Below are 21724 nucleotides of genomic sequence, written 5' to 3' on the forward strand. Positions count from 1 at the left end.
AAACTAAGTAATACTTCTAACTAAAGTTATACTTGATGTTGCGAAAAAAATCAATTAATCTTCTTTGTTGTTTCCACCATTAGCTTTAATGATTTCTTCAGCAATAGATTTAGGAACTTCTTCATAGTGGTCAAATTGCATAGTGTATACACCACGACCTTGCGTACCTGAACGAAGGTGAGTTGCATAACCAAACATGTTTGCAAGTGGTACAAATGCGCGAACAACTTGAGCGTTACCGCGAGCTTCCATACCATCTACACGACCACGACGGGAAGTAATGTTACCCATGATATCACCAAGGTATTCTTCTGGGATAACAACCTCTACAGCCATCATAGGCTCAAGGATTACAGGATCACATTTCTTAGCAGCATTACGTAATGCCATTGAAGCAGCCACTTTGAAGGCCATTTCATTGGAATCGACGTCATGGTAAGATCCGTCGTAAAGTTTTGCTTTGATGTCAATCAGTGGGTAGCCTGCAAGTACACCATTATCTAGTGCGCCTTCAAGACCTGCTTGTACAGCTGGGATGTATTCACGTGGAACAACCCCACCAACGATTGCATTTTCAAATTCAAATCCTTTACCTTCTTCGTTTGGTCCGAATTCAATCCAAACGTGACCATATTGTCCACGTCCACCGGATTGACGTACGAATTTACCTTCAACTTGAGCAGATTTACGGAATGTTTCACGATAAGAAACTTGTGGATCACCAACGTTAGCTTCAACGCGGAATTCACGTCTCATACGGTCAACAAGGATGTCAAGGTGAAGTTCACCCATACCGGAGATAAGAGTTTGGCCAGTTTCTTGGTCAGTTTCAGCACGGAAAGTTGGATCTTCTTCCGCTAGTTTCGCAAGAGCTTGCCCCATTTTATCTTGGTCAGCTTTCGATTTAGGTTCGATAGCGACTTGGATAACTGGTTCTGGGAATTCCATGGATTCTAAGATAATTTGTTCTTTTTCATCACATAAAGTGTCCCCAGTAGTTGTATCTTTAAGTCCTACGGCAGCAGCGATGTCACCAGCGTATACGATCGAAATCTCTTCACGGTGATTAGCGTGCATTTGAAGGATACGTCCAACACGTTCACGTTTACCTTTAGTCGAGTTTTGTACATATGAACCGGAATTCAAAGTACCGGAATAAACACGGAAGAAAGTTAAGCGTCCAACATAAGGGTCAGTCATAACTTTGAATGCTAGGGAAGAGAATGGTTCTGAATCATCAGCGTGACGAGCAGCTTCTTCTCCATCAGGCAATACGCCGTTAATAGCTGGAACATCTGTTGGTGCTGGAAGGTAATCAAGTACTGCATCTAACATTGGTTGAACACCTTTGTTTTTGAATGCTGTACCACAAACTACAGGATAGAACTCAACGTTAAGTGTTCCTTTACGGATACCAGCTTTAAGTTCTTCTTTTGTAATTTCTTCGCCTTCTAGGTATTTCATCATTAGCTCTTCGTCAAGTTCAGCAACTGCTTCCACTAATTTACCGCGGTATTCGTCTGCTAAGTCTTTCAGATCAGCTGGAATTTCTTTAATATGAGGGTCATTTCCTAAATCATCTTCGTAATACAACGCGTTCATTTCGATTAAGTCAATGATACCTTCAAATGTATCTTCGGCCCCGATTGGGAGTTGGATTGGGTGCGCGTTGGCAGCCAAACGTTCATGCAAAGTACCTACAGAATATAGGAAGTCTGCGCCGATTTTGTCCATTTTGTTGACGAATACTACACGAGGAACCCCGTAAGTAGTAGCTTGACGCCAAACTGTTTCTGTTTGTGGTTCTACACCAGATTGTGCATCTAGAACCGCAACAGCACCATCAAGTACACGAAGCGAACGTTCAACTTCAACTGTGAAGTCTACGTGTCCTGGTGTATCGATAATGTTTACTCGGTAGCCTTTCCATTGAGCTGTTGTCGCAGCAGAAGTGATAGTAATACCACGTTCTTGCTCTTGCTCCATCCAGTCCATTTGAGAAGCACCTTCATGGGTTTCACCAATTTTGTGAATACGCCCTGTATAGAAAAGGATACGTTCAGTAGTGGTAGTTTTACCCGCATCAATGTGGGCCATGATACCAATATTACGAGTCTTTTCTAAGGAGAACTCTCTAGCCATGTTGTATTTCTCCTTCCATAAAACAATTTTTCAGGCAATACGCCTGGAATTTGTCAGTGATTTTTTTACCAACGATAGTGAGCGAACGCTCTGTTAGCATCAGCCATTTTGTGTGTATCTTCGCGTTTCTTAACAGAAGCACCAGTATTATTGGCAGCATCCATGATTTCGCGAGCAACACGTACTTCCATTGTTTTCTCTCCACGAAGGCGAGCATAATTTACTAACCAACGAAGACCAAGAGTAGAACGACGGTCAGCACGTACTTCGATAGGTACTTGATAGTTAGCACCACCTACACGGCGAGCTTTAACTTCAAGAAGAGGCATAATGTTCTTCATAGCTTGTTCAAATACTTCCATCGGATCTTTACCAGTTTCTTGTGCAATGATATCGAATGCGGAATATAGGATAGCTTGAGACTTTCCACGTTTTCCGTCAACCATCATTTTATTAATTAAACGAGTTACTAGTTTCGAATTATAAATCGGATCTGGCAACACGTCACGTTTAGCAACAGGACCTTTACGAGGCATCGGATATCCTCCTTTCATATTTTATAAGTATTATTTTTTAGGTTTTTTCGTACCGTATTTAGAACGGCTTTGTCCTCTATTTTCAACACCAGCTGTATCAAGCGCTCCACGAACGATATGATAACGTACCCCTGGTAAATCTTTTACACGTCCACCACGAATAAGAACAACACTATGTTCTTGTAAGTTGTGACCAATACCAGGAATGTAAGCTGTTACTTCAATACCATTACTCAAACGTACACGGGCATATTTACGAAGCGCCGAGTTAGGTTTTTTAGGAGTCATGGTACCAACACGAGTACATACGCCACGTTTTTGCGGAGAGTTAACGTCTGTTAGTTCTCTTTTAAAACTGTTTAGGCCCTTGTTCAAAGCAGGTGATGTAGATTTTTTAATTTTAGATTGACGAGGTTTGCGTACTAATTGGTTAATTGTAGGCATGGGATAAATTCCTCCTTCCTTGTTTAGTAGTTCCACACATCCAGGTGGTTCATTTTTTCGGTAAAATAAAATGGCTGTAAGTTCAACCTACAACGCTGTTTTATTTTCAGACCTCTGTTTATAGTAGAGGCACCTTGAATATAGTAACACCTTGACGTTCGGATGTCAAGGTGTTACTTGAAATTTAGTTAATTAGCTAAGTCCATTCAAACGTTGATATAAATCTTTCGCGTAGCTGTCGGTCATGCCGCAAATGAAGTCTGTTACGAGAAGTAATCGCAAGTACAGTTTCATTGTTTCGCTTTCGCCTTCTGCGTTTTTGCGGTAACAGCCTAGGTAGTTGTCGGAAATCAAGGTTAGTAGGCGTTTATCTTTGGCTGTTTGGCGTTCTGGTATTTCGCTGTCGTAGTAAATCACAGCTGGGATGAACGTTTCGAGCAATTTGGAGATGATTTCGTTGCCGGCGATTTCGGATTCAACAATGCCTTTATCTTGGTAAATGTACGTGAATGATAGGCTTTGTAAAATTTGTACGAGTTGTTCGGCGCTTGAAGCATCGATAAGTGAGTCGTTGAATGTGCCTGCCATGATGGCGTCGTAGTTCTCGTAAAATACTTCGAGTGAGCGATTGATTAATTGGCCGCGGACGTTCGATGCGAGCCATTGTTGTACGATGAAACTTTCTTCTTGCCCTTCGTAGCGCTCGCTTTTTTTCTTAAGTTCGTTGTAGCACGCGGCAGTTACTTTATTATGCTCTTCTACTTCTTCAAAACCTTTTAAGATTTGCGTGATGTTGACGATACCTTTTTTCACGCCGTCTTCTAGGTCGGCATTTAGGTACGCGATGTCGTCTGCCACTTCTAGTAAATAAGTGAGCGGATGACGGTTATCAAGCGCTTCTGTTGCAGTTGTTATTTCATTAAAAAGTGATTCATCGGCATAAAAATAGCCTAGTTTTTTGCTTTTGATTTGTTTTTTATTTACTTTTAAGGAAGAAACTGGGTATTTGATGACCGCATTTAAAGTGGCAAATGTTAGGTTTAAGCCGTATTGGTCGAAAAGATAATGCAGTTTGGAAACTACACGAAGCACTTGCGCGTTACCTTCAAAGTAATAAAAGTCTTCTTTCATTTGTGATGTTAGGATTTCAGCTAGGCTTTTATTTTTGTAAGTGATGGTTGCTAAATTGTCGCGGAACCACTCACGGATACTTTCTTCACCAAAGTGACCGAACGGCGGATTGCCCATATCATGTAAAAGTCCTGCACAAGCAAGGATTTCCGGAATTTTATCCGCATGATCTTTTGTAAAATCTTTGTCTAAGTTTTCTTCTTGAATCGTGTGTGTAACCATGTTCCCCATTGATTTTGCGATTGTACTTACTTCCATTGAATGGGTTAGTCGTGTACGCACAAAATCACTTTTTTCTAGCGGGAATACTTGGGTTTTATCTTGTAAACGGCGAAACGATGCACTCATAACGATACGCTGAAAATCATTTTCGAAAGCGCTACGTACGTCGGTGTTTTTCGAACGAGTGACACCGGATTCGCGGCGGCGTTTATCATTTAATAGTTTATCCCATTTCATTTAAATCCCATCCTTTCATAGGTTGCTTAGTTTTTTCATTTCGGCTTTAGTGAGCCTATGTACGGTCCATTCTGACATTTTCTCTGCGCCAATTTTTTCGTAAAAATCCATGCCTGATTTATTTTCGTTTAGGCACCACCATTCAAATCTGCCGCAATCGCGTGATAAAGCGAGTTTGGATAAATAGCTGAAAAATTTTGTTCCAAAGCCTTTTCCGCGCATTTCTGGAATGATGTAAAGGTCTTCTAGGTATAAGCCTTTTTTGCCAAGTAATGTGGAAAAGTTATGGAAAAAGAGTGCGAAACCAACTGGCTCCCCTTCGTATTCAGCGATAATTACTTCGGCAGATTTTTCTTGAAAAAGGGCTTTGTGTAGGCCGGATTCGGTTGCTACTACATCTTTTTCAATGCCTTCATGAATTGCAAGTTCGGTAATAAAACGAAGAATTAACGTCGTGTCTTGTTCTGTCCCGTTTCGAAATACTAGTTGTGTCATATATCTCTTCCTTTTCGTTGTCGTATTAATTTAAGTATAAGCTAGTGCTAGACATGTATCAATTAAAAAAAACTTATTCCACACAGATATGAATATAGAAAAGTTTAGATGTTTTGTGTAAGGGAAAATATAAAAAAACTCAAGTAAGGGGGCTTTTCCGTGTTACAAAGAAGATTTTGGGGTATTTTTTGTTTTGCCATATTCTTGTTTTTATTTCCAACTATTGGTTCTGCCGAAACATCTGGTGACTATGAATATACAATAAATGGAAATGAAGCTACCATTACTGATTATACAGGACAGTCTACTGATATTACCATTCCTACAACACTTGGTACTAATAATGAATATACCGTTACTGCTATCGGGAATGGCGCATTCAAATCCAAGAGATTAACTAATGTAACGATTCCTAATACAGTTATAACTATTGGCGATGGTGCTTTTACCATCAATTCACTTGAACAACTGGTCTTACCCAACTCAGTGCAGACTATAGGGAGGAACTCTTTTAGTGTCAATAAATTAGAAAAAATAACTTATTCTACTGCTTTAAAAAATATTCCTTCCCAAGCATTTTTAGCTAATAATTTAAAAACAGTGACTACACCAGCCACTGTTGAAAGTATTGATGCTTCTGCCTTTGAAAATAATTTTATTACTAATATTACAATTCAAAACCCAAATCTTCAAATGGCTTATCAAGCTTTTGCCGCTCAAACAGTTTTAAGTACACTCATTGTACCAAGCAACCACATCCTACCTATAGAAAATTACATTCAGTTTCAAGATGCTTCGGCTCATTTGACTACAGATAATTTATTCATAACTGATTTAGCGAATGGTATTACGTATAATCAAGCCGAAAAAGCATTAAACTTTTCAGCAGAGCCACTCGAATCTACTTTTTCACTTTTCACTGGGACAAATCGATTTGATTCTTACTATGATATTTCTGAATATGGTCCTTCTGGAAAGCCATTTATCTACTTCAAGTATACTAAACCAGTCCTAGTTTCCTATAAAGATGCGTCTGGGAATGAATTAGCTACTTCTACTAGATTAGATGGTAGTATTGGTGAAAATTACGTCACTACTCCTAAAATAATAGATGGCTATACTTTAAAAGAAACACCCGGAAATGCGACAGGACAATTTTCTGAAACACTGCAAAATGTAACGTATATTTATGAAAAAACTGCTGTCCAAAATGGGACAGTCACTGTAAAATATCAAGATGAATCGGGTAAAACACTAGCAAAAGATACTGTTTTAACCGGTGAAGTAAATAATACCTACCAAACTAAAAGCAAAGACATAGCAGGCTATAAACTTCAAAAAGTGGAAGGAAATGAATCGGCTACTTTTAGCACAACCCCTGCAACTGTTACCTATATTTATGAAAAAATAGCAAACAGTGATAATACAAATACCAATGGAGAAATGACCGACAATACTACACTGAGTACTAATGATACTGTGATTTCATCCGAAGCAACAAAAAAAGTTGATAAAAACACCTCTAATATCCTCCCAACTACTGGTGATTCAAAAGATGCTCTCTTTTTTGCACTAGGAAGTTTATTGACGTTGTTATCTACTAGCTTCTTTTTCTTTAAAAGAAGTTAAACCACTCCATAAAAAAGTGCTACAAACCGCTAGTTGGTTTGTAGCACTTTTTTTGTTACGCTTTTAATTCTTTAATACAAGCAATTTTATCATCTGCTCTAAAGAAGTAAGAGCCTGCTACAAGAACGTCTACGCCCGCTTGCTTACATTTTTCTGCGGTTTCGGCATTTACACCACCGTCGACTTCGATCACATAGCTGCCGTTATTTTCTCGGCGCCAATGATCCAGATAGCGCATGTTTTTGATGGTAGAATCAATGAAAGCTTGTCCACCAAACCCTGGATTTACGGTCATTTGTAAAACTAAATCTACATCTGCTAAAACGGCATCCAGCACGCTCGCCGGTGTTCCTGGATTAAGCACGACTCCCGCTTTACAGCCCGCTGCCTTAATTTGTTGAATGACGCGGTGGATGTGCGGCGCCGCTTCGATATGCACGGAAATAATGTGCGCCCCAGCTGCTGCAAATTTTTCAATATAGTTTTCTGGGTTCGAGAGCATTAAGTGGACATCCAGTGGAATAGTCGCTGTTTTCTTGATTTGCTCGACCATATCAATTCCAAACGTCAGATTCGGCACAAAATGTCCGTCCATGACATCGATATGAAGGTAGTCAGCTCCGGCATGTTCTGCTTCTTTAATGGAGTTTGCCATGTTCATATAATCAGCTGCGAGTAACGATGGCGCTACGAATGTCATACGCGCACACCGGCTTTCGCAATCACAGTTTCGACACGATCCGCCACATTTTCTGGTGTAAATCCATAAGCGTTAAACAAATCTTTCGCAGGGGCAGATGCGCCGAAGTGATCGATTCCTAACATATCGCCTTCTGACCCAATAAATTCTTTCCAACCGAATGTTGCTCCTGCTTCAATCGCAAATCTCGCTGTGACTTCTTTTGGTAAAATGCTTTCTTTATAAGCATCGGTTGTTTTTTCAAAGCGTTCCCAGCTGGATAAACTAACAACGGAAACGTCGATATCTTTTTTCGCAAGTTCGGCTTTCGCTTCAATTGCAAGGGACACTTCTGATCCTGTTGCGATAATGATAGCGTCTGGTTTGGAACTATTTGCTGGTGCTACGATATAAGCACCTTTATCTACACCTGCATCCACTTCTTCTTGTGCATTTTCAAGCACTGGTAAGTCTTGGCGTGATAATACAAGTGCGATTGGACCATTTGTGTTAGTTGCGGCAATTTCCCAAGCAGCGCGGGTTTCTTTGGCATCGGCTGGGCGAATAACTGTTAGGCCTGGCATAGCACGAAGCGAGGCTAGTTGTTCGATTGGTTCATGTGTCGGGCCGTCTTCACCTACAGCGATACTGTCATGCGTGAATACATACGTTACTGGAAGTTGCATTAAAGCAGCCATCCGCATTGCTGGGCGGACATAGTCTGAGAAGACGAAGAAAGTCGAGCCAAACACTCGCAAACCGCTATGAAGTGCCATTCCGTTTAACATTGCTCCCATCGCAAATTCGCGCACACCGAACCAGATATTTTTACCAGCTGGGTCTTGAATGCTGTATGCTGGGCTCGCATCAATAAATGTTTTGTTCGAGCAACCTAAGTCAGCGGATCCCCCGAAAAGTTCCGGTAATTCGGCTGCAATTGCGTTAATCATTTTCCCAGAAGCAGAGCGCGTTGCAACATTTGTGCCTGCTTCAAAAGTTGGCAAATTAGCGTTCCAATCGGCAGCTACTTCTCCCGCTAACACGCGGTCTAATTGACTTGCAAGTTCTGGGAATTCTTTTTTGTAATTAGCGAGCATTGTGTTCCAAGCACCCTCTAGTTTTTCCCCGCGAGCTTTGTAATTTCTTAAGTAATCACGAACTTCGGCTGGTACTGTGAAAGGTTCTTCTGCCCATTCGTAATGCTCTTTTGCACCATTTGCTTCTTTTTCACCGAGCGGAGCACCGTGACTTGCGGAGCTGCCTGCTTTTGTTGGCGCGCCGTAACCGATGACTGTTTTCACTTCGATTAGCGTTGGTTTCGATGTTTCTAATTTTGCTTGAACAATTTTTTCTTGAATTGCCGCTAAATTGTTGCCATCTTCTACACGTAAAACTTGCCAGCCGTATGCGCGGAAACGGTCTGCTGCATTTTCACTGAACGTTGCGCTTAAATCTCCATCTAAACAAATATCATTGGAATCGTACAATACGATTAATTTCCCAAGTCCTAAATGTCCTGCAAGTGAGGCTGTTTCTGATGCCACGCCTTCCATCAAGTCTCCGTCACCACAAATCGCATACGTATAATGGTCGACAATTGGATAATTTGGTTGGTTATACTCCGCCGCTAAATGAGACTCTGCAAGCGCCATTCCAGCCGCCATACCAATCCCTTGTCCAAGCGGGCCACTCGTTGCATCGACTCCAGCAGTCCATCCAAATTCAGGGTGTCCTGGTGTCAAACTATCTAATTGACGGAACTGTTTTAAGTCTTCCATTTTTACATCATAACCAAATAAATGAAGCATGCTATAAAGTAGCGCAGACCCGTGTCCTGCTGATAAAACAAAGCGATCGCGGTTAAACCATTCTGGGTTGGCTGGGTTGAATACTAAATGTTTCGCAAATAGCATATACGCCATTGGAGCTGCTCCCATCGGCATTCCTGGGTGTCCTGAATTTGCTTTCTCAATCATATCAATGGATAACGAACGAATCGTGTCCACGGCTTGTCTATCTAATGTTTTTTTCAAAACTGTCATCTCCCTTAAATTGTTTGTGCTTTATTACACATGTTTTTCTACATCTGACCAAATGTGTACTAGTCTTTCTGCATAACTCGTTTTATCTCGGTCATGAAATAACGCGGATGTGCCTAGTACATAAATGTCTGGTAAGCAATCTCGCATTAAGCCTACTGTTTCTTTATTAATATTGCCATCCACTTCAATGAGCGGCGCATGGACTTTTCCAGCTAGTTTTGCTTTTAAATCATGTAGCTTTTGTAATACATCTGTTTGAAATTTTTGTCCCGCAAAACCCGGGTTTACAGTCATCATTAACACCATTTCGACATCATCTAAATAAGGATAAATGGCTTCGATAGGTGTTTCTGGATTTATCGCAATCGATGGTTTAACGTTGTAAGAGCGGATTTTCCGGATGACTTCTGACACGTCTTCCGCTACTTCTACATGAAAAGAAATATATTCCGGTTTCACAGGACCAAACATGTCAATATATTTAAGTGGGGTAATCGTAGCCAAATGTATGTCTAGAGGGATTTCTGTATTGTTTCGCACTATTTCCAAATATTCTGGACCGAGCGCAAGATTATTCACATATACACCGTCCATCACATCGCAGTGTAGTAGTTCCACACCAGCAGATTCAAGGCGACGGAGCTCTTCACCTAAATGTAGTTGGTCTGCACACATAATTGAAGCGGCTATTTTCCTCATGTTCATCCTCACTTTCTTTCGAGTTCAGTAATTTTATCCAATCGGCGTTTATGGCGATCTCCTGCAAATGATGCCTCAAGCCAAGTATCAACAAGTAAAAGCGCTAATCCTTCACCGATAACACGTTCGCCTAGACAGAGAACATTGCTATTGTTATGTTCGCGGGTGGCACGCGCTGAGAAAGTATCCGAAACAACCGCAGCACGGATTCCGTCCACTTTGTTAGCAGCAATACTCATACCTATTCCAGTTCCACAGCACAAAATACCGAGTTCAGATTGCCCGCTTACTACTTGATTGGCAACTTCTTCTGCATAAGATGGAAAATCGACACTTTCATCTGTATATGTTCCAATATCAACAACTTCAATATCTTTTTCACGTAAATGTTTCACAATGGCATCTTTTAGTCTACGTCCGCCGTGGTCGCAACCAATTGTTAATTTCATTTAATTTCACCTTCATTAATAGATTTTTTTCTTTTAACGTCTTATAATGAAATGGAACCGAGAACATACGCGAATATGTTCTCGGCTCATTTCTAAGGATGACTACTGTAAAACATCTGAGCCCGAGAAGCTTTGGATTCGTTTGCACGGTTATCCTTTTTTTGATGTTTTTTCATACAGCCCATCCTCCATTATTAAGATTTCACTAATACTTTAATTTCATTTCCTGCCATAACTGCCTCGAAAGCCTCGCGCCAGTCATCCAAACCGTATACTTTAGTAATCATTTTATCCGTATTGATTTTGCCATTTGCTAGTAAGTCGAGCGCTAAAATCCAAGAAGATGGTTTTTGCGAACGGCTGCCGATATAAGCAATTTCACGTTGGATAATGGATTCTTCATCAATCGCATTTTTCTTTTCGGCAAAAAGTCCTACTTGAACAAAATCGCCTTTTTTCTTCGTTAGAGGTAATCCTTGATTTACAGCGGGTACTGCGCCAGAACAATCAAATACGCGTTCCGCTCCGTAACCATCTGTCATGCCAAGCACAACTTCAGCCAAGTCTTCTTTTAAAGTATCGACAATCCGGTCCATTCCAAGCTCTTTTGCTAGACGTAAGCGGTCACTATCTTTGGTAATTCCTGCCATAATCACCGTTGCCCCTTGCGCTTTCACAACTTGAGCTAGTAACAAACCAATTGGACCTGGTCCGAAAACAAGTACTGTGTCATCTGGACGAATCGTTGTTTTTTCAAGCGCCGAATGCACACAACATGCAAGCGGTTCTGTTAGTGCTGCTGCTTCGAGCGAAATACGTTCATCAAGCACGTGACAACTTTCTTCGCGAGATAAAACAAATTCTGCAAAACTACCATTTGCTTGCGTACCAATGCCGCGACGATTGCTACATAAATTGTAATCACGTTCCTTACAATAAATACATTCTCCACAAGTTTCAAAAGTTGTTTCACTTGTGACACGGTCTCCCACTTTGATACTTGTTACATCTGGCCCAACTTCTACAACGACACCAGAAAATTCATGTCCCAGTGTGACGGGAGTTGTTGGATTTTTGTATTCACCTTTAAACGTATGGATGTCTGATCCGCAAATACCAGTGAATGCTACTTTGATTTTTACTTTGTCGCCATAGACTTGTGGTTCTTCTACATCTCTTAGCTCCATTTGATCATATCCGGGGTTTGTTTTTACTACTGCTTTCAAATTAATCGTCACCTTTCTGCGGCAATATCATCACTTTGTTATAATCATGCTCTCTGGAAAGAATCATATCAAACGCTTCTTTCGTTTCTTCTAGCTTATAACGATGCGAAATTAGTGGTTTCAGTTTAATTCGACCTTGTTTCACGAATTCAATCGACGTACGCCATTCCTCACCAGGAAATGGTGCCGAGTAAGAATTCCAAAAACCTTTCAGCGTAAGTTCACGTCTAAAAATATTTTCAAAAGCTTCCTCGTGTAAAAGCACATCTGCGTAAGCTATTCCTAGAAAACCAACTTTACCTTTTTTCTTTGTTACAAGAAGACATTGTTCTTGCGTTATTTTGGAACCAGCACACTCGAGCGCTATATCTGCCCCAAGACCATTTGTATAAGCAAAAACGCGTTCTTTTAAGTCTTCGTTTTTTGGATTAATAGTGTATTTGCAACCGAATTCCCGCGCGTCTGCTAACTTTTTATCACTGATATCAACCGCGATAATATCTTTTACTCCCGCAAGAAGTAAGCATTGTACAACCAAGATTCCGATGGTTCCAATTCCGAAGACAATGACCGTATCGCCAAGTCTCGGCTGAATACCAAGTACCCCGTGCATCGATACAGCAAGTGGTTCAATCATCGCACCTTCTTCAAAATCAAGGTCGCCGATAGAAATGACATTGTCGGCTTTCATGACGACATTTTCAGCAAATCCGCCGTGGAAGTGTGATCCCACCATCCGGTAGTTGTCACATAATGCAAAGTCGCCCGCTTTACAATAATTACATTCCATACAAGGCTCGAGCGGAATCCCTGCAACACGGTCACCAATAGCTACGTTTGTTACTTCGCTACCAATTTCCGTAACTACACCTGCGAATTCATGTCCCATTACAGCAGGCAGTGGGTATTTCCAGCGAGTCTGCATTTTATGAATATCTGATCCGCATATTCCGACTGCTTTTACTTCGACACGAACTTGATCTTTCCCACAAGTCGCTTCATCAATTTGTTCTGCTTTTATTACATTATTCTCGTATAACACAGCTGCTCTCATGTTACTATCACCTCTTCTATATCATTAAGACAAAACTTAGAAAATAGCTGCCCAAGCTTGAGAGAATTTAAGAATAACCCAGTTAAAGAAGTTACCACCCATATCAAGTGTACTAACTTGTGTTGCTCCTTTAGGGAATTCGTATACACCTTTCATCATTTCTGTATGAACAAGACCGAAGTCAGTTGCCATAAGAAGCGCTAGTGCAATAACTACAGTTCCAGCTAAAACAGAGTGAAGAATGTTACCTTTACGAGATGCTACTACGAATGATACGTAGAATGGAATAGTTGCCAAGTCACCAAAAGGAAGTACTTTGTTACCAGGAATGATAACAGCTAAGAAAAGAGTGATTGGAACAAGGATTAAACCAGTAGAAATATTCGCTGGGTGACCGATTGAAAGTGCTGCATCAAGCCCGATATAAAGTTCGCGGCCTTTGAAACGAGATTTCATGAATTCACGAGCGGATTCTGAAATTGGAATTAAACCTTCCATTAAAATTTTAACCATACGAGGCATTAAGAACATTACCGCACCCATGGACATACCAAGTTGTGCAACTGCGCCAACGTCATAGCCTGCAAGAATACCGATTGCAATACCTAGAATAAGACCCATCATCATTGGTTCCCCGAAAATACCAAAACGTTTTTGAATAGTTTCTGGGTCAACATGGATGTTTTTAATACCAGGGATTTTAGCGATTAGCCAACCAACCGGAATACCGATGAAACCGAATGCTGCTGTAGAACCTGTTGGTAAGGAGATCCCTTTTAATCCGTAAAATTCTTCTACCATAGGTTGTGTTCTGTCTGCCATCCAAAGAACAGCAACTTCATAGATGATCGCACAAAGAATCGCGAACCACCAGTTACCACCAGTTACGATATAACCAGTTGCACCTGCTGCGATGAAGTGCCAGTAGTTCCAAATATCAATATCAAGTGTTTTCGTAACTTTGAAGAAAATAAGTGCTAAGTTAACTACCAAACAGATTGGAATTAAAATTGCTGCAACTGGAGAAGCCCATGAAGCCGCGGCTGCTGCTGGCCAACCTGCATCAATAATTGTTAAATTCAGTCCAAAACGCTCAACCATTTGTTGCGCTGCCGGACCTAAGTTACTAGATAGTAAACTAATAACAAGGTTAATACCTACAAACCCGATACCAATCGTAATCGCTGAACGAAGCGCTTTCTTTGCTGGTACTCGGAAAATTAATGCAATAAAGAAAATCATAATAGGCAAAATAACTGTAGGCCCCAAGTTTAAAACATACTGTACTCCTGACAGAAGTGTATCCATTTAATATTTCCTCCTTTTTTCTCTGTTTAATGATGATTTCTAAACTCCCTTGCGCAGCCTTTATTTAAGGTGCGCAAGTATTTCTTCGTCTAATTCTTCCATACCCATACCAGTGATGTAAGAAGTTGCAATAATCGCTGGGATTTTGTAAGTTGTTGGTAAAATAGTTGTTGATACGATTAAATCCGCTCCGTCTTGCATAGATGCTGCTTCTGAAATTTTAATTTGTTTTACTTCTGCGTCCACGTTGTTTTCTTTTACCAAACGTTCTACTCTGTCCGTTACTACTGTTGATGTTGCAATTCCTGCTCCACAAGCTACCAAAATTTTAAATTGTCCCATGATAAATTCCTCCTAATTAATTGCTGCGATTTCCCGCGGCTAATTTTCCTGTTTTTTTTAAACGGTAATAGTTTCTAAAATTTGTTTTACTTCGTCTTCATCTTTCGCTCTGAGTAATGCGGCTACATTGTCTTTATCCTGAATCGTCCCCATCAATTGCTGAAGTACCGCGAGCTGGCTGTGAGGTTCATTTAGTCCGAGTACGAAAATCAAATTCGCTTCAACCGTTTGACCAGCATCTTCCATTAATTTAAATGGAATGCCATCTTTCACAGTGATTACGGCGATAAATTGTTCCGTAACGCATTCTGGATCCGTGTGCGGTAATGCCACGCCGTATCCATCTAATTTTAGCCCCGTTGGAAAGGTTTGTTCACGGTCTGTTAGTCTTGTTAAAAAGTCATCCGTTACATATCCTTCAGACTTTCCACTTTCTGCGACCATTTGGAATAGGTCCTCTTGTTTCTCGATATCCGATTGAACCCAAACCATTCCTTTTTTCAAAAATTGTACTAAATCCATTACGAAATCCTCCTGTAATTCTTTCTGACTTCTCTACATTGTCTTTTTTGTTTCCAAGTCCGTGAAGTTTTTAATTATTTGGTGCATTTCTTCTGTGTTCGCAGCATCCGCAAGTTTTTTCAGTTCTTTTTTGTTCTCCGATAATTCCATCAATTGTAGTAAAGCTGTGAAGTGAGCGTTTTTATCTATGGCTGCAATGACAACGATAAAATGTAGCTCTTTACCGCCTTCAAGTGGCAGGCCTTCTTCTAGATAAAGCAAGCTCATTCCGAGGCTATTTACTCCTTTTTCCGTTTCAGCATGAGGGATAGCTATTGTATTACGGAGAATGATGTTCATAATCGGTGCCGGATATTGCCGTTTCATTTCTTCCACGTAGGCTGGTTCCACCACTCCCGCCGAAAGTAACGGTAAAGCCGCATGATAAATTGCCTCATGCCAATCTTTCACTGATTTCTTACGTGTGATTCGCGTTACTTCGAGTAGATCTGCGAGTGTGCTTTTGCCTTCGTGTTTGGATGTGTTTTCTTCTGGAACTGGCATTAAATAATCTGCTAGCACTTTTTCAAGACGGGCAGCATCTTTAATATCAGCAAATTTGGAAATAGTTTTCATTAATTGATCGACGCTGATATTCACCTCATCCACTAAGTAAACCGCTCGCATCACCCGGCGTCTAAGCTCCAGGCGTTCTTTCCCATCCATCAGTTGGTTGATAAGGAAAAATTTCTTGTCGGTCGAAAGTGGCACTGCGGAAAATACAATGTCATAACCTAACTTTGTTTGTTCAAATTCTCGAATCGACATCGCTTGATAGAAAAATATTTCCGGAAAAAGGCTTCGTAATGTTTTTTCCATCAATCTCGAAATCGACAATCCGTTCGGACAAACCACAACTGCTTTTAGTCTCGTTTGTAATTTCTCTGTGGATTCGATTAAATGCCCTCCAATGAAAAGGGTAATAAATATACTTTCATTTTCAGGAACTTTGCTACCAATAAAACGTTCTAATGGTGCTAACGACTCTTTCACGATGTAATGCACGGCTTGGAATTCTTGATCAATCTTGTCTAAAATGCTGTAATCTGTTGTAAGATGATACTTAATTCGATAATACGCAGGTTTAATGTGTGCAAATAATTTTTCAAGTAACGATTCTTTGTCTACTAGTTGAATACAAGCCTTTTTCTCAAATTCGCTTAGAACTTGTTCCAGCGCCAGTCTTAACTTGTGCGTTTCCTCCGATTTCAAATATTGTTTCGGAAGTACATTGGAAGTTAAAAGTTGTAATGTGATGTACATTCGCTCTGCTTCTGGCATATTCGGCTCTTCTTCAATAAAAATCTCTGCTGCTCCGTATTCCCGAGTATCTGACAATTCATTGTAGTCAATCAGGAAAGATGTCGTAATTGTTTGCCCTTTCTTCATCCGCCGAAAAACAGCTTCTAAAATGTAAGGCAGTATTTGCATTTTATTGTCAATAAAATGCAAATTCAGATGATGCTCAACTTGTTCCAATTTTTCCCGAAGCTCTTTAATTCTCGCTTCGTCCACTTGCATGAAATCCTGTAAATACTCTTCGCCGCCAAAACTTTCTATGATGTGTTCTGCCGCATAAATGAGTGCCGTCCGCTGATTCCACTCGTCTCCGTCAATTAAATAGCCACGCATCCGCGAATATTTAACTTCAAGGTTGAATTTTTCAAGTGTCTTTTGTACCAGCTTCAAGTCTCGTAATACGGTGTTCTTGCTCACCTCCAGCTCGCTTATAAAGTGATTAAGGGATAACTCTTCACTTCCTGTTGTTAACATGAGGATGATTAGACTAGCGCGTTCCTTTTCTGACGGGATGTACCAATCTGTTTTTTCGCCATCTTCCTCACCAATGATTTGAAACAGGTCAGGTTCTACGATAAATCGACCATTTGCGGCACGATGAATCTTCGGGTAAGTCTGTTCTTCTAGCCAATTATTAATTTTTTGGAAACTATAGTCGACTTGTCTTCGAGTTAAACCGAATTTTGCTTGTAAGTTCGTACTCGATGTGTCAGGATGTCGTAAGAGTTCTTTTAAAAGTGAATTACTTCTCTCATCCAAATACATGTCGTTCCCTCCTGTTCGTTTTAATTATAAATCTAAATCTAATAAAAATGTACACGCTTTCATCCCAATAACTTGCGGAAAGAATGTACATCATTGGGCTTTACTTGTGACTTTTTTAACAATCCTATTATTTGCAAATATGTGAAAGTTGCTTGTAAAGCTTGATATATAGCGAGATTATGAAACTTCTTGAAGGTAGGTAAAATCTACTTTGAAACAAAAATGAGAATGAAGTAACGGAGCTTTGCGGGGCGATGTTTCTTCTTAATCATACAAAAGATGTGCGGTTCTTTCTACACGTTTTGTAAAAAATAACGCAAAAAAAGGCGCAAATGATAAAAAATACCATTCGCGCCATAATCAGTTTCTCTATTTTCTTTTTTGTTTATCGACTCTGAGTATACTTTTGTTGAAATTCTTAAATGGCGCCGCGCGTTTCACTTTCATTTTCGGGAACGATTTTAACATTCGTCGTTCATTAAATTTAAGTTTGCGCATGCTGGCAGCAAGTTCTTTGTCTTGCTTACGTTTTGCTTCTATTTCAGCAATTTTCATATCAACATTTTCTTGTTTCTTCAAAAGTCCTTCTTCAAATTCTTTCGCCCGTTCTTTTACGCTTGCTTTTAGTTCATTTGCTTGGGCAGTTAGTTTTTCATTAAATTCGGCAAGTGCTTTTTGGAATGATAGCATACTTGTGACAGATTTAATCGTATCAATAAGCATCAGAACCACGATGAGTGCAGGAATAATCCAGCCACCCCAGCTTAAAATCCAATCTGCAAATTCGGTGACAAGTGGGTGCAAGAAGCGTACAACGATAATACAAGCAAATCCCCAAAAAATCGAAATCGGCAAGCAAATTCGTCCTTTTACATTGAGTGGCCAATTGTGATAATCCCACCATGTTGTATGGAATAATGCTTCTAAAATCGTTGCGGTAACATATTCAATCACCGTACAAATAATCATCGAAAAAATAAATAAGGCCCATAAGTTATTTTGAAACGGTAAAATCATCATTAAAACTGTCGTTACCCCAAACCCGTAAATGGGACAATATGGTCCATAAAGAAAACCACGATACACTAACTTCTTCTCTGAAATCGAGCAAAAAATTTCCTCCCAAGCCCATCCAAGAACAGAATAAATGAAGAAGTATAGGATAAACATATTAATATCCATCTTTTCATCTCCTTTTTGTTTTCTTTTTCACAATCAATTTCATTATAACAGAAATAAGAACTTCTTAACTAAATTAGTCAAAAAGTTCCGCTTGTTTATATTTTGGCAACTTATTCTTCGCTTCTGAGTACGCATGCTGAATTAATGCGCGAATCAAGTCTTTATCTCGTTCTTCTTCCAATAAAACAGAAATCCAAACTCGTTTATTCATGTAATAACCGGGAACGATGGCTCGATTTTCTGCGCGAAGTTGCTCACTTTTTTCGGCATCGCACTTCAAGGTTAAAATCGGCTGCCCTTCTTTATTCGTTCCGCGCATTGCCATTAGCTGATCCAAAACGTGATAGCGCTCCGCTCCCCATTCTTCTTTAAACGAATACTGGACTCCTTTAAGACCACTGATTTCCTTCTGTATCCAAGCAAATTCATCGCTCATTGTGCGGGCTCCAAAATCATAATCTTATTGCCATCTGGGTCAAGTAAATTCAGTTCACGTCCGCCCCACTCAGCCACACGAGGTTCTGGTGTCTCCACTCCCGCTGTTTGAAGTTCCCGGTACATCTCATCCAAATTAGTATCACACGAGAAAACAAACTCCACTTTAGATTCGCTTGCTTCGCCCCATTTGCTATTATTCCAAACAATAATCCCGGGAGCCTTTTCAGAAAAACCTAATTTCGCTCCGTCATAATTGTCGTACCCTTCGAATACTATCGGAATTCCCAATTTTTCGTGATAAAACGCAACCAACGCCGCCGGATCTTGCGTGGAAATATTTGTACAAACAAATTCATTAATCATTTTAAGCACCTCCATATCGTTAGTTTAACAAAGCATTTACGTTTTTCATTGTATATTTGCGACATTTTGCAGAAAAATTTGCTTCATTTCTTCTGGGGTGTGATTACTATATCGTTTAAATTGTTTAATTAAGTGAGCCTGGTCCGTAAAACCATGAAGATAAGCAAGCTCAGCGCCCGGCACACTTGGATTCTCATATAATGCCTGTAATACTTTTTGGAAACGAATAAGTTTTGCTGTCTGTTTTGGTGCAAGTCCCATGTGTTTTTGAAATAGCCGTTCTAACTGCCGAACAGATACAGCTCCTAACGCAAGTTGATTGGGATTTTGTAGTAACTTATCAATACCGTTTAAAAAATCAGGATGGACTTGCTTGCCAAGCATCATTAATTTTCGCAGTAAAAATTCTTCTAATAAAGCTATTCTTTCCATGTTCGTCGTCATTTCAGCAAACCTCTCTTGAAAAAACGAAACAAATCCAGCAAACATCTCTTCCGGCTCTTTTACCCGATTCATGCTACCAGTCAAGTCCTGTTCGACAAATAAAAATAACGACCACGCATAAAATCGCACGGCAAAAAGCTCGGTATTACTTTCATCGTCAGACTCAAACGGTGCATCACTAACGCCAACAAATATAGCATCCGTCACTAGCCCTGTTTTACTATCAATTGTAAAAATAATATCCGCACATAAATCAGGAACCACTAAATTATTTCCCGGGAAATTCTTATCATCTGCCTCCCAAAAACAGCGAATATAGCCTGTAAGAACCGCACTCGGTAGATATTCTTTATAGCCAGCACGCTTTGGTGTAGCTACAATGGGATAAAACGTTTCTAGCTTTGCCATAAAGAGCCCTCCTTTTCCTCATAGTACCACAAAATTTTCTCTTTAATCATGCTTCTTTCTTTTATTTATGGGTATTAAGTAAATAAGGGGAAAACTTTTGAGAGGGTGATACAAAATGTCTGCTTACAAACGGATTCTTGTTGGTGTAGATGGATCAAATGAAGCGGAAGCCGCGCTAAGACGAGCTGTTCAATTTGCCAAAATGGATGGCGCTACGCTTGGTATTGGCTTTGTCGCGGATGTGCGCCGGATTGCACCATTAATCGATTATGAACAAACCTATGCCAAAAAAGCCAAAGCTTACGGAGAAGAATTAGTTGAAATGTACAAAAAAGAAGCTGAAAAAGCTGGTGTCTCGCATGTAGAAACTTTTGTTCACTTTGGTACGCCAAAAACTACCTTCAATAAAAAAATAACGCGGAATTTCGAGCCTGATTTAATTTTAGTTGGTGCAACTGGACTTTCAGCAACAGAGCAATTTATTCTTGGTAGTGTGTCTGAATATACGGCCGCTCATGCACCTTGCGACGTTATTATTGTTCACGCAAAACCTTGGCGCAACAGAAAGACTGTCGAAAAACTCTAATTCATGTATAATGAAGGTATTGATTATACGGCAGGAGGAGAAAAAATGACAGTTAGTAAAGTTGCCATTGCTTCAGACCATGGCGGAATTGAATTACGAAAAAGTATTATTTCTTATCTTGAAAGTGTTGGAATTAGTTATGAAGAATTTGGCCCCGAAGCACCAGAATCAGTGGATTATCCGGGACTAGCGATTACCGTTAGTGAAAAAGTTGTTAACCAAGAAGTTGACCGCGGCATTTTAGTTTGTGGTACGGGTATTGGTATGAGTATTGCAGCTAATAAAGTAAAAGGCATTCGTTGCGCGCTTGTTGGCGATACATTTAGCGCTCACGCCACGCGCGAACATAATGATACAAATGTCCTTGCGCTTGGAGCGAGAGTCATAGGCCCAGGGCTAGCAGAAGACATTGTCAAAATTTGGCTAGAAACAGCGTATGAAGGTGGCCGACACGCAAATCGTGTAGGACAAATCACCGCTTACGAAGATAGCCACGCTTAAAAAATTATAACGACCAAGTCTAATTTTACAGGCTTGGTCTTTTTTTATGTCCACTTTATTAATAGTTCACAAATAGTAATTTGTTCCCGTTTTGCTAGCATAAATGAGGATATTTACACATTGTAAATAAGAACGTTTGTTCGTATAATGTATTTAAGCAACAGATAATTATTTAAAAATATTGGAGGTGTCATCATATGAGCTACCAAGATCGCGGCATGAAGAAATGGGGCGGTTTTTTATTAAGCGAGCATACAGAAGCAATGCAAGACGCTGAACCAACTTTAGTATGGAAAGAAGCTATGACTACAGAATTTATCGAAAGTGTGCTAGCTAGCGCGATGACACATCAGTCTACGCTTGTTATCCAGAAAAAGCCATTAAACCCAGAATCTGCTCCTGAAAATGATATTATTGGTCGTATTTCAGGCGTGGAGAACAACACCATTTACATTAAAAACTCTGAGGGGACTGTCCCGCTTTCCTTCTCTGCAATTCGAAACGTAGAAGAAAGGAGTGTCGAAAAATGGTACAAATAGAAG

The 21724-nt window shown here is 40.1% G+C and carries 23 protein-coding genes; 4 read left to right on the forward strand and 19 right to left on the reverse strand.

Going from position 1 to position 21724, the window contains the following annotated elements; genetic code table 11:
* Nucleotides 1-54: 54 nt before the first annotated feature.
* The 5 genes from fusA to LMOATCC19117_RS13600 form a co-directional block, all read right to left on the reverse strand.
* Nucleotides 55-2142 (reverse strand): elongation factor G, encoded by a 2088-nt coding sequence (gene fusA / locus LMOATCC19117_RS13580; protein ID WP_003724965.1) that lies wholly within the window; start codon nucleotides 2140-2142, stop codon nucleotides 55-57.
* 65 nt (nucleotides 2143-2207) lie between these two features.
* On the reverse strand, nucleotides 2208-2678 hold the full coding sequence (rpsG, locus tag LMOATCC19117_RS13585; RefSeq protein ID WP_003722012.1) for a 30S ribosomal protein S7: 471 nt from the start codon (nucleotides 2676-2678) through the stop codon (nucleotides 2208-2210).
* 30 nt (nucleotides 2679-2708) lie between these two features.
* Entirely contained in the window at nucleotides 2709-3122 is a 414-nt protein-coding gene (rpsL, locus tag LMOATCC19117_RS13590; protein WP_003720973.1) for a 30S ribosomal protein S12, read from the reverse strand.
* Between the two features lie 192 nt (nucleotides 3123-3314).
* On the reverse strand, nucleotides 3315-4712 hold the full coding sequence (locus LMOATCC19117_RS13595) for a deoxyguanosinetriphosphate triphosphohydrolase (protein ID WP_003734241.1): 1398 nt from the start codon (nucleotides 4710-4712) through the stop codon (nucleotides 3315-3317).
* Between the two features lie 15 nt (nucleotides 4713-4727).
* Nucleotides 4728-5207 (reverse strand): GNAT family N-acetyltransferase, encoded by a 480-nt coding sequence (locus tag LMOATCC19117_RS13600; protein ID WP_003730773.1) that lies wholly within the window; start codon nucleotides 5205-5207, stop codon nucleotides 4728-4730.
* 159 nt (nucleotides 5208-5366) lie between these two features.
* Between LMOATCC19117_RS13600 and LMOATCC19117_RS13605 the strand changes: the two genes are divergently transcribed.
* On the forward strand, nucleotides 5367-6836 hold the full coding sequence (locus LMOATCC19117_RS13605; RefSeq protein ID WP_003734240.1) for a MucBP domain-containing protein: 1470 nt from the start codon (nucleotides 5367-5369) through the stop codon (nucleotides 6834-6836).
* Nucleotides 6837-6891: 55 nt separating this feature from the next.
* Here the strand turns inward: LMOATCC19117_RS13605 and rpe are convergent, their stop codons facing one another.
* From rpe to LMOATCC19117_RS13675, 14 genes are all read right to left on the reverse strand, one after another.
* On the reverse strand, nucleotides 6892-7536 hold the full coding sequence (gene rpe, locus LMOATCC19117_RS13610; RefSeq protein WP_003724969.1) for a ribulose-phosphate 3-epimerase: 645 nt from the start codon (nucleotides 7534-7536) through the stop codon (nucleotides 6892-6894).
* Nucleotides 7533-9548 (reverse strand): transketolase, encoded by a 2016-nt coding sequence (gene tkt / locus LMOATCC19117_RS13615; protein WP_003727679.1) that lies wholly within the window; start codon nucleotides 9546-9548, stop codon nucleotides 7533-7535. Before tkt ends, rpe begins: the two co-directional genes overlap by 4 nt.
* A gap of 33 nt (nucleotides 9549-9581) precedes the next feature.
* Nucleotides 9582-10256 (reverse strand): ribulose-phosphate 3-epimerase, encoded by a 675-nt coding sequence (locus LMOATCC19117_RS13620; RefSeq protein ID WP_003724971.1) that lies wholly within the window; start codon nucleotides 10254-10256, stop codon nucleotides 9582-9584.
* An 8-nt stretch (nucleotides 10257-10264) separates the two neighbouring features.
* Complete coding sequence (gene rpiB / locus LMOATCC19117_RS13625) at nucleotides 10265-10705, reverse strand: ribose 5-phosphate isomerase B (RefSeq protein ID WP_003728561.1); 441 nt, start codon at nucleotides 10703-10705, stop codon at nucleotides 10265-10267.
* A 194-nt stretch (nucleotides 10706-10899) separates the two neighbouring features.
* Nucleotides 10900-11931, reverse strand: a complete 1032-nt coding sequence (locus tag LMOATCC19117_RS13630) for a zinc-binding dehydrogenase (RefSeq protein ID WP_003727677.1) — start codon at nucleotides 11929-11931, stop codon at nucleotides 10900-10902.
* Nucleotide 11932: 1 nt separating this feature from the next.
* Nucleotides 11933-12985 (reverse strand): galactitol-1-phosphate 5-dehydrogenase, encoded by a 1053-nt coding sequence (locus LMOATCC19117_RS13635; RefSeq protein ID WP_003722021.1) that lies wholly within the window; start codon nucleotides 12983-12985, stop codon nucleotides 11933-11935.
* 36 nt (nucleotides 12986-13021) lie between these two features.
* Nucleotides 13022-14293, reverse strand: a complete 1272-nt coding sequence (locus LMOATCC19117_RS13640) for a PTS galactitol transporter subunit IIC (protein WP_003722022.1) — start codon at nucleotides 14291-14293, stop codon at nucleotides 13022-13024.
* A gap of 60 nt (nucleotides 14294-14353) precedes the next feature.
* The gene (locus LMOATCC19117_RS13645; RefSeq protein ID WP_003722023.1) at nucleotides 14354-14635 is read right to left on the reverse strand and encodes a PTS sugar transporter subunit IIB; all 282 of its coding nucleotides are present in this window, start codon (nucleotides 14633-14635) and stop codon (nucleotides 14354-14356) included.
* A gap of 57 nt (nucleotides 14636-14692) precedes the next feature.
* Nucleotides 14693-15157, reverse strand: a complete 465-nt coding sequence (locus LMOATCC19117_RS13650; RefSeq protein ID WP_003724974.1) for a PTS sugar transporter subunit IIA — start codon at nucleotides 15155-15157, stop codon at nucleotides 14693-14695.
* Between the two features lie 33 nt (nucleotides 15158-15190).
* On the reverse strand, nucleotides 15191-17260 hold the full coding sequence (locus LMOATCC19117_RS13655) for a BglG family transcription antiterminator (protein WP_003724975.1): 2070 nt from the start codon (nucleotides 17258-17260) through the stop codon (nucleotides 15191-15193).
* 369 nt (nucleotides 17261-17629) lie between these two features.
* The gene (locus LMOATCC19117_RS13660) at nucleotides 17630-18442 is read right to left on the reverse strand and encodes a putative ABC transporter permease (protein WP_003727675.1); all 813 of its coding nucleotides are present in this window, start codon (nucleotides 18440-18442) and stop codon (nucleotides 17630-17632) included.
* 73 nt (nucleotides 18443-18515) lie between these two features.
* The gene (locus LMOATCC19117_RS13665; RefSeq protein WP_003724977.1) at nucleotides 18516-18878 is read right to left on the reverse strand and encodes an MmcQ/YjbR family DNA-binding protein; all 363 of its coding nucleotides are present in this window, start codon (nucleotides 18876-18878) and stop codon (nucleotides 18516-18518) included.
* A complete protein-coding gene (locus tag LMOATCC19117_RS13670) occupies nucleotides 18875-19243 on the reverse strand; it encodes a VOC family protein (RefSeq protein WP_003724978.1) in 369 nt (122 codons plus the stop codon). The genes LMOATCC19117_RS13665 and LMOATCC19117_RS13670 overlap by 4 nt, the downstream gene beginning before the upstream one ends.
* 45 nt (nucleotides 19244-19288) lie before the next feature.
* Complete coding sequence (locus LMOATCC19117_RS13675; RefSeq protein ID WP_003724979.1) at nucleotides 19289-20095, reverse strand: helix-turn-helix domain-containing protein; 807 nt, start codon at nucleotides 20093-20095, stop codon at nucleotides 19289-19291.
* Nucleotides 20096-20210: 115 nt separating this feature from the next.
* On the opposite strand from LMOATCC19117_RS13675, the gene LMOATCC19117_RS13680 reads away from it, so the two are divergent.
* The 3 genes from LMOATCC19117_RS13680 to LMOATCC19117_RS13690 all read left to right on the forward strand — a co-directional run bounded on the left by LMOATCC19117_RS13680 (nucleotide 20211) and on the right by LMOATCC19117_RS13690 (nucleotide 21721).
* The gene (locus LMOATCC19117_RS13680; RefSeq protein ID WP_003724980.1) at nucleotides 20211-20681 is read left to right on the forward strand and encodes a universal stress protein; all 471 of its coding nucleotides are present in this window, start codon (nucleotides 20211-20213) and stop codon (nucleotides 20679-20681) included.
* 45 nt (nucleotides 20682-20726) lie between these two features.
* Nucleotides 20727-21182, forward strand: a complete 456-nt coding sequence (gene rpiB / locus LMOATCC19117_RS13685; RefSeq protein WP_003728568.1) for a ribose 5-phosphate isomerase B — start codon at nucleotides 20727-20729, stop codon at nucleotides 21180-21182.
* 197 nt (nucleotides 21183-21379) lie between these two features.
* Nucleotides 21380-21721, forward strand: a complete 342-nt coding sequence (locus LMOATCC19117_RS13690; protein WP_003724982.1) for a hypothetical protein — start codon at nucleotides 21380-21382, stop codon at nucleotides 21719-21721.
* The last annotated feature ends 3 nt before the right edge of the window (nucleotides 21722-21724 follow it).

The sequence above is a fragment of the Listeria monocytogenes ATCC 19117 genome (genome assembly GCF_000307025.1).
GTDB lineage: Bacteria > Bacillota > Bacilli > Lactobacillales > Listeriaceae > Listeria > Listeria monocytogenes_B.

Excerpts from the sequence above, each read along its gene's own strand:
- fusA (WP_003724965.1), bottom strand. The coding sequence starts at position 2,142 with ATGGCTAGAGAGTTCTCCTTAGAAAAGACTCGTAATATTGGTATCATG.
- rpsG (WP_003722012.1), bottom strand. The coding sequence starts at position 2,678 with ATGCCTCGTAAAGGTCCTGTTGCTAAACGTGACGTGTTGCCAGATCCG.
- rpsL (WP_003720973.1), bottom strand. The coding sequence starts at position 3,122 with ATGCCTACAATTAACCAATTAGTACGCAAACCTCGTCAATCTAAAATT.
- LMOATCC19117_RS13595 (WP_003734241.1), bottom strand. The coding sequence starts at position 4,712 with ATGAAATGGGATAAACTATTAAATGATAAACGCCGCCGCGAATCCGGT.
- LMOATCC19117_RS13600 (WP_003730773.1), bottom strand. The coding sequence starts at position 5,207 with ATGACACAACTAGTATTTCGAAACGGGACAGAACAAGACACGACGTTA.
- rpe (WP_003724969.1), bottom strand. The coding sequence starts at position 7,536 with ATGACATTCGTAGCGCCATCGTTACTCGCAGCTGATTATATGAACATG.
- LMOATCC19117_RS13620 (WP_003724971.1), bottom strand. The coding sequence starts at position 10,256 with ATGAGGAAAATAGCCGCTTCAATTATGTGTGCAGACCAACTACATTTA.
- rpiB (WP_003728561.1), bottom strand. The coding sequence starts at position 10,705 with ATGAAATTAACAATTGGTTGCGACCACGGCGGACGTAGACTAAAAGAT.
- LMOATCC19117_RS13635 (WP_003722021.1), bottom strand. The coding sequence starts at position 12,985 with ATGAGAGCAGCTGTGTTATACGAGAATAATGTAATAAAAGCAGAACAA.
- LMOATCC19117_RS13640 (WP_003722022.1), bottom strand. The coding sequence starts at position 14,293 with ATGGATACACTTCTGTCAGGAGTACAGTATGTTTTAAACTTGGGGCCT.
- LMOATCC19117_RS13645 (WP_003722023.1), bottom strand. The coding sequence starts at position 14,635 with ATGGGACAATTTAAAATTTTGGTAGCTTGTGGAGCAGGAATTGCAACA.
- LMOATCC19117_RS13650 (WP_003724974.1), bottom strand. The coding sequence starts at position 15,157 with ATGGATTTAGTACAATTTTTGAAAAAAGGAATGGTTTGGGTTCAATCG.
- LMOATCC19117_RS13655 (WP_003724975.1), bottom strand. The coding sequence starts at position 17,260 with ATGTATTTGGATGAGAGAAGTAATTCACTTTTAAAAGAACTCTTACGA.
- LMOATCC19117_RS13660 (WP_003727675.1), bottom strand. The coding sequence starts at position 18,442 with ATGGATATTAATATGTTTATCCTATACTTCTTCATTTATTCTGTTCTT.
- LMOATCC19117_RS13665 (WP_003724977.1), bottom strand. The coding sequence starts at position 18,878 with ATGAGCGATGAATTTGCTTGGATACAGAAGGAAATCAGTGGTCTTAAA.
- LMOATCC19117_RS13670 (WP_003724978.1), bottom strand. The coding sequence starts at position 19,243 with ATGATTAATGAATTTGTTTGTACAAATATTTCCACGCAAGATCCGGCG.
- LMOATCC19117_RS13675 (WP_003724979.1), bottom strand. The coding sequence starts at position 20,095 with ATGGCAAAGCTAGAAACGTTTTATCCCATTGTAGCTACACCAAAGCGT.
- LMOATCC19117_RS13680 (WP_003724980.1), top strand. The coding sequence starts at position 20,211 with ATGTCTGCTTACAAACGGATTCTTGTTGGTGTAGATGGATCAAATGAA.
- rpiB (WP_003728568.1), top strand. The coding sequence starts at position 20,727 with ATGACAGTTAGTAAAGTTGCCATTGCTTCAGACCATGGCGGAATTGAA.
- LMOATCC19117_RS13690 (WP_003724982.1), top strand. The coding sequence starts at position 21,380 with ATGAGCTACCAAGATCGCGGCATGAAGAAATGGGGCGGTTTTTTATTA.